The sequence below is a fragment of the Mesorhizobium sp. M1409 genome (assembly GCF_040317535.1).
Taxonomy (GTDB): Bacteria; Pseudomonadota; Alphaproteobacteria; order Rhizobiales; family Rhizobiaceae; genus Mesorhizobium.
In genome coordinates, this window is the sequence record NZ_JAMYKV010000114.1 from 1 (window position 1) to 5,246 (window position 5,246).

Consider the following 5,246-nt stretch of genomic DNA (forward strand, 5'->3'; position numbering starts at 1 on the left):
GCGGCGTTGAAGGAGTCTAACGCCCGTTACGAAGGACTCTAATCCACCAAATGACAGCTGCCCTCGGCGTCTGGCCGCGGGCAGCCTTCTTGCAGTGCCACTGCCGGCGGATGCGCCGAGCGCAGAGTAACGAGCGCTCCGCGGACAGCTAATGATTGCTATGGAGATACGAAGTGCAGTTTCAACCAATGGCCAGTCATTTCATTAACGGCGCATATGTAGAAGATGCGGCCGGCAGGGTGATTGAGGTTGTTTACCCTGCAACTGGCGAAGTGATTGCGAAACTGCATTCCGCAACACCGGAGATCGTAGAACAAGCTCTGTCCTCAGCCAAAGCGGCTCAGAGGGAATGGGCCGCTAAGACCGGTACAGAGCGCGGGCGAATCCTGCGTCGGGTCGCAGAGATCTTACGTGACCGAAACTACGACCTCTCGGTGATCGAAACCCATGACACAGGCAGACCGATCCAGGAAACCACGGTAGCTGACGCCAGCGCCGGGGCAGATGCCTTGGACTATTTCGCGGGATTGGCTGGCATGCTCACGGGCGAGCATATTCCGCTCCCGAACGGCGACTTCGCTTACACGATCCGAGAGCCGCTCGGAGTATGCCTTGGCATTGGCGCGTGGAACTACCCGATTCAGATTGCCTGCACAAAAGCTGCTCCTGCACTTGCCTGCGGGAATGCCATGATATTCAAGCCGTCCGAGACTACGCCTCTTTCAGCTCTCAAACTGGCAGAGATATTTGTCGAAGCAGGAGCGCCGAGCGGGATCTTCAATGTTGTGCAGGGCTACGGCGACGTCGGCGCCGCACTTGTCGCCGATCACCGTGTTGCCAAGGTCACCTTGACTGGATCTGTACGCACCGGCCGCAAGGTCTATGCTGCTGCCGCCGAGGGGATGAAGCACGTCACAATGGAACTAGGTGGCAAGTCACCACTGATTGTCTTTGATGATGCGGATATCGACAACGCGGTGAGCGGTGCAATCCTAGGGAACTTTTACTCCTCAGGGCAGATCTGCTCCAATGGCACCCGCGTTTTTGTGCAGAAAGGAGTCAAGACGACATTTCTCGAGCGGCTTGCGACCAGGCTAGCCGGCGCAAGGATCGGAGACCCAATGGACCCAGAGGTAAATTTTGGACCGATGGTTAGCCAGCGCCAGATGGAGATCGTCAAGGTCTATATCGCCAAGGGACTCGAAGAAGGTGCACGTCTTGTTTGCGGAGGAAGGCAGCTGGATAGACCAGGCTTTTACCTCGAACCCACGGTTTTTGCGGAAGTATCCGACGAGATGACGATAGCTCGCGAGGAGATCTTTGGCCCAGTCATGTCAGTGCTGGATTTTGAAACTGAAGAGGAGGTTATGACCCGGGCCAATGCCAGCGAATTTGGCCTCGCTGCCGGAGTGTTCACAAAGGATCTCACTCGTGCTCATCGCGTTGCGCAAAAATTCGAAGCGGGCACCTGTTATGTAAATACCTATAATATGGCCGCGGTCGAAGCGCCATTCGGCGGGTCAAAACTTTCCGGCGTCGGGCGAGAGAATTCAAAGCATGCGTTGAATCATTTCACCGAAACAAAAACAGTATACATTTCGGTGAATGATGTACGGGCGCCCTACTAGTAATATAGTGTGGTTCGACATGTGCGGGCTCACCCTAACCTGGGGTATCGCTCTTTCCGGCCGTAATAGCCGTGATAGCGACCCCGCCACCGAGGAATTCCATGGCTGATAGACTGGCAGGCAAGATTGCTATCATAACCGGCGGCGGGAGAGGCATCGGCGCGGGCATCACCCGGCGCTTCGCCGAGGAGGGGGCCAGCGTCGCCATTGTACAGCGGAACGCTCCGCCTGAGACAATGCTCAATGACCGGGTTATCCACGTAGGGGCTGACCTTTCGAAATCTGCGGACATCGCTTCGGCCGTTCACCAAGTCGTCGAGCGCTTTGGGGGGTTGGATATCCTCATAAACAACGCAGGCATCATGTTCGAGAAAACGGTCGACGATATGACCGAGGCGGACTGGGACTTGATGATGGACATCAACCTCAAGGCTCCGTTTCTTTTGACGAAGGCGGTAATGCCATATTTCCGCAGGCAGGGCAGGGGAAGCATCGTCAACATCGGCTCGATCGAGGGCTTGGCATCTAACCCGGGTCATTCCGCATATTCGGCTTCGAAGGCCGGGATTCACGGGTTCACGGGTGCCGTCGCTGTAGACCACGGCCACGAAGGCGTCCGATGCAACGCCATTGCGCCTGGCTGGATCAATTCCGATTTAAGTGAAGCCTACGTAGCTGGCATGGCCGATAGCGCTCGCATAAGGAGAGAACTTCTTGCCATGCATCCAATTGGGCGACTAGGCGAACCCACAGATGTCGGCAATCTTGCTCTCTGGCTGGCTTCTGAGGAAAGTGCCTTTGTGACAGGGCAGGTCTATGTCATCGATGGCGGCCGTACCAAAAAGCTACCCCTGCCAGTAGCATAACGGGGTTGGTGAATTCTTCACTACCCGATAGATGCCGTTGTAGTAGACGTTCCGCTACGCCTATGTTCGGAAGAGAAGTCTGGGCGGCATGTCGAATTGGTGATCGCTTAAGCTAGCTAGTTTCCGTCCATAAACGCCCATTTTGGTGAGCGTTTACAGTGGTTTGCCACAGGAAGAACGTCGTTTGCGGTACCGGGCCGATGCGAAGTCCCATGGATCGCGCCAGAAAGAACTCGCCGAACGGAAGTTAGTCATGGCTATGGAGCCGGCGCCTGCCGGCGGGCTGCTGACCCGCGCAATGGCTCGGCATCAGGTCGGTTTGAGACGTGCGAAGAGGACGAGATTGTAGGCCACGACCGAGGACCAGACGTAGCTCTTGAAGTGATCAAGGCCGCGCCAGGTGCAGCGCGCCAAGCCATAAGCGCGCTTGAGGCATGAGATGTCGGCCTCGATGCCGGCACGGAAGTTGCGCAGCTTGCGGTAAACCCAATTGCTTCTAACCATGTCCTCTATCCTGAGGCCGGCTTTCTTGTGGAATGCCATGTCGCGAACGCCCAAGGTCTTGGCTGTAGCCAGATTGTCGCGACTGGCAAAGCCGCCGTCGGCCGCCGCCTGCCGCGGCGCGTGACCATAGAAGGCGATGTGGCGCTCCCAGCATCGGCAGCAATCGATCGCTGTCGCGCGGATTGCCCGCCTCGATCACCAGATCGAGGATCATGCCGCTCCTGCCGGTGGTCAGGTTGAGTTTGTGGCCGTATTCGGTGTCGCGGCTGCCTTTGACGATGATATCGGCATGGGGCTCGAACAGGCTGACCAGCTTGTCGCCGGCCGGCACTTGCTCGCCGGCCAGCACTCGCCGCTCACTCTGTGCGATGATTTGCTCGATCAGCGGCCGATAGTGACAGAGTTGGGCTTGCCAGAGTTCGACGAGCGGAGTGCTCGCCATGGCCAATCGTTCCGTCGCCTGCTTCAGATAGGCCAAGGTCGCGCAGGCGATCGCGATCAGTTCACGGTAGAGTTGGACACGGTCGGGTCGGCCGCGTGTGAACTGGATCTTGCGGGCGCGCTTCTTGGCCGCGCGGCAATGATCGCGCCATTCCAGGCCGGCGCCACCGGCCAAGGCATCAGCCTGCTTCAATAGGCGCACCATGACCCGCACAGCGTCCCACAGCAGGCTGCTGTCGCTCGGGTCGTGCATGAGTGCCGAGGTCACAGTGCTGTCCAGCCGCACGACCGCACCATCTTCCAGTTTTGCCTGGCGGGCATTCGACAGCAGCGCCCGATTGATCTCTTCCCAGGTCTCGGGCCGGATCGCGCTGATCGTCTTTTGCAGCACCGACTTCCGCGGGCTCCAGGACCACGGCAGGCGGGCAAAGGCCCGGAATGATGCCGAGTCCTCCAGATGAAATGCCAGCTCCTGATAGGTCAACTGCCGGTATTGCTTGAGAAGCGCGCAACGCAAGACCGCTTCAGCAGGTAGGCCTTGCCGTCCGGTGGCCCTGACGCCGTGCCGACCCAAATCTCGCGCCACCAAGCCAAGCAGATCGCGGCGCTCGTCCAGCCAGTGCGACATCGCCTTCAGTTCGTGGCCGATCTCGTGCGCGGCGAAAAGATCGAATATGCTGGCTTGGACGGTGCGTTCTTGTCGCATTGTCGGCTCCGGCGGTTGCAGATTGTGCTTTGGAATCAGTGGCATGAAACCAAAGTGTACCTGAAACCGCCGGGCCTTGCCTTCGCAAAATCGCGATTTAAGCAATAAGATCAATGATTTGGCGTTTATGGACGGAAACTAGCTAGTGGTTCTCGCCTGACATAGGAGTCCGGCTTGGGATTCCGTTTCGCGGGTTTGCATGCGAGTCTGGCGCATGCGCACAGCAAAATCCCTCACCGTTTCGTCGATTGATCGCCAGCGCTTGAATGCGCTGATGGTATCTCAATGCACCACAGAAGCACGTTTGGCGCGCCGAGATCATTCTGTTGAGCAGCGACGGCGTGGAGACCGTCGAGATCATGCGGCAAGGCCCAGTGCCGATCCCGGAGAGAAGCAAGACTCGCGAAAAGACATCAAGGCCCCGGCGGCGTGGAAAGCTTGAAAGCGCTCGAATTCAAAACGCCGAATAGAGAAGCGCGACATATGTGGAACGGCCACGCAGGCAAGCGCCTCCAGGGGGATAGGTGCGGTCATATGTCCGGCCTTTCAGCGCGGTCTAAGACCGCTGGCCTCGATGAAATTCGCGATGCGAGGGGCTGATCAATCTCACGCGCTATAGGAAAATTGCCCGCAAAGGAAAAAACTCGCCGGAAGAACCCAGAAAATGACCCTCCAAGCGATCGAAAGAGTTGCGGCGGTGCTTGGTGCCGAATTCCCATCACTTTCCGTTCGCCTTCGTTGTACATTGGACAAGACGCGAATAGCGACGACGAATGAGCCACATTTTGCATGGATCGGCATTGGCGTTGTGAAACTGCTTGAAAGACAAGGATTCATCTGCGAAACTGTTGGCTCGTGTCACCAATCCACGAAATAGGGGCGAAAACGCTATTATGCTCTTCGCCGAAAAGATCGTGTCGTACAGGTCAGATCCCGCTTTTATATCGACGTATTTCACCCCGGGAATATCCAAACCGACGGAGGGCACGAGGGGATCAAGAATCCGATTTACAGTTCTAGAGCACGTCCTGTTTAATCCGGTTCATATCCTGCGGCTTTGAAGTAGTTGGCGCATTCGGCTGGGGTGAAGAGGTCGACGAC

General features: G+C 57.3%; 2 protein-coding genes and 2 pseudogenes. 3 read left to right on the forward strand and 1 reads right to left on the reverse strand.

The genetic code is table 11. From position 1 onward, the window contains the following. Window positions 1–173 precede the first annotated feature (173 nt). Both betB and NKG99_RS35245 read left to right on the forward strand, forming a co-directional pair. A complete protein-coding gene (gene betB / locus NKG99_RS35240; protein ID WP_352826318.1) occupies window positions 174–1,628 on the forward strand; it encodes a betaine-aldehyde dehydrogenase in 1,455 nt (484 codons plus the stop codon). A 101-nt stretch (window positions 1,629–1,729) separates the two neighbouring features. After that, window positions 1,730–2,494, forward strand: a complete 765-nt coding sequence (locus tag NKG99_RS35245; RefSeq protein WP_352826316.1) for an SDR family NAD(P)-dependent oxidoreductase — start codon at window positions 1,730–1,732, stop codon at window positions 2,492–2,494. Window positions 2,495–2,803: 309 nt separating this feature from the next. Here NKG99_RS35245 and NKG99_RS35250 read toward each other — a convergent pair. Next, window positions 2,804–4,145 (reverse strand): annotated as a pseudogene (locus tag NKG99_RS35250) (ISNCY family transposase). 214 nt (window positions 4,146–4,359) lie between these two features. On the opposite strand from NKG99_RS35250, the pseudogene NKG99_RS35255 reads away from it, so the two are divergent. Then, window positions 4,360–4,513 (forward strand): annotated as a pseudogene (locus NKG99_RS35255) (IS630 family transposase); the annotation flags it as partial. Window positions 4,514–5,246 lie beyond the last annotated feature (733 nt).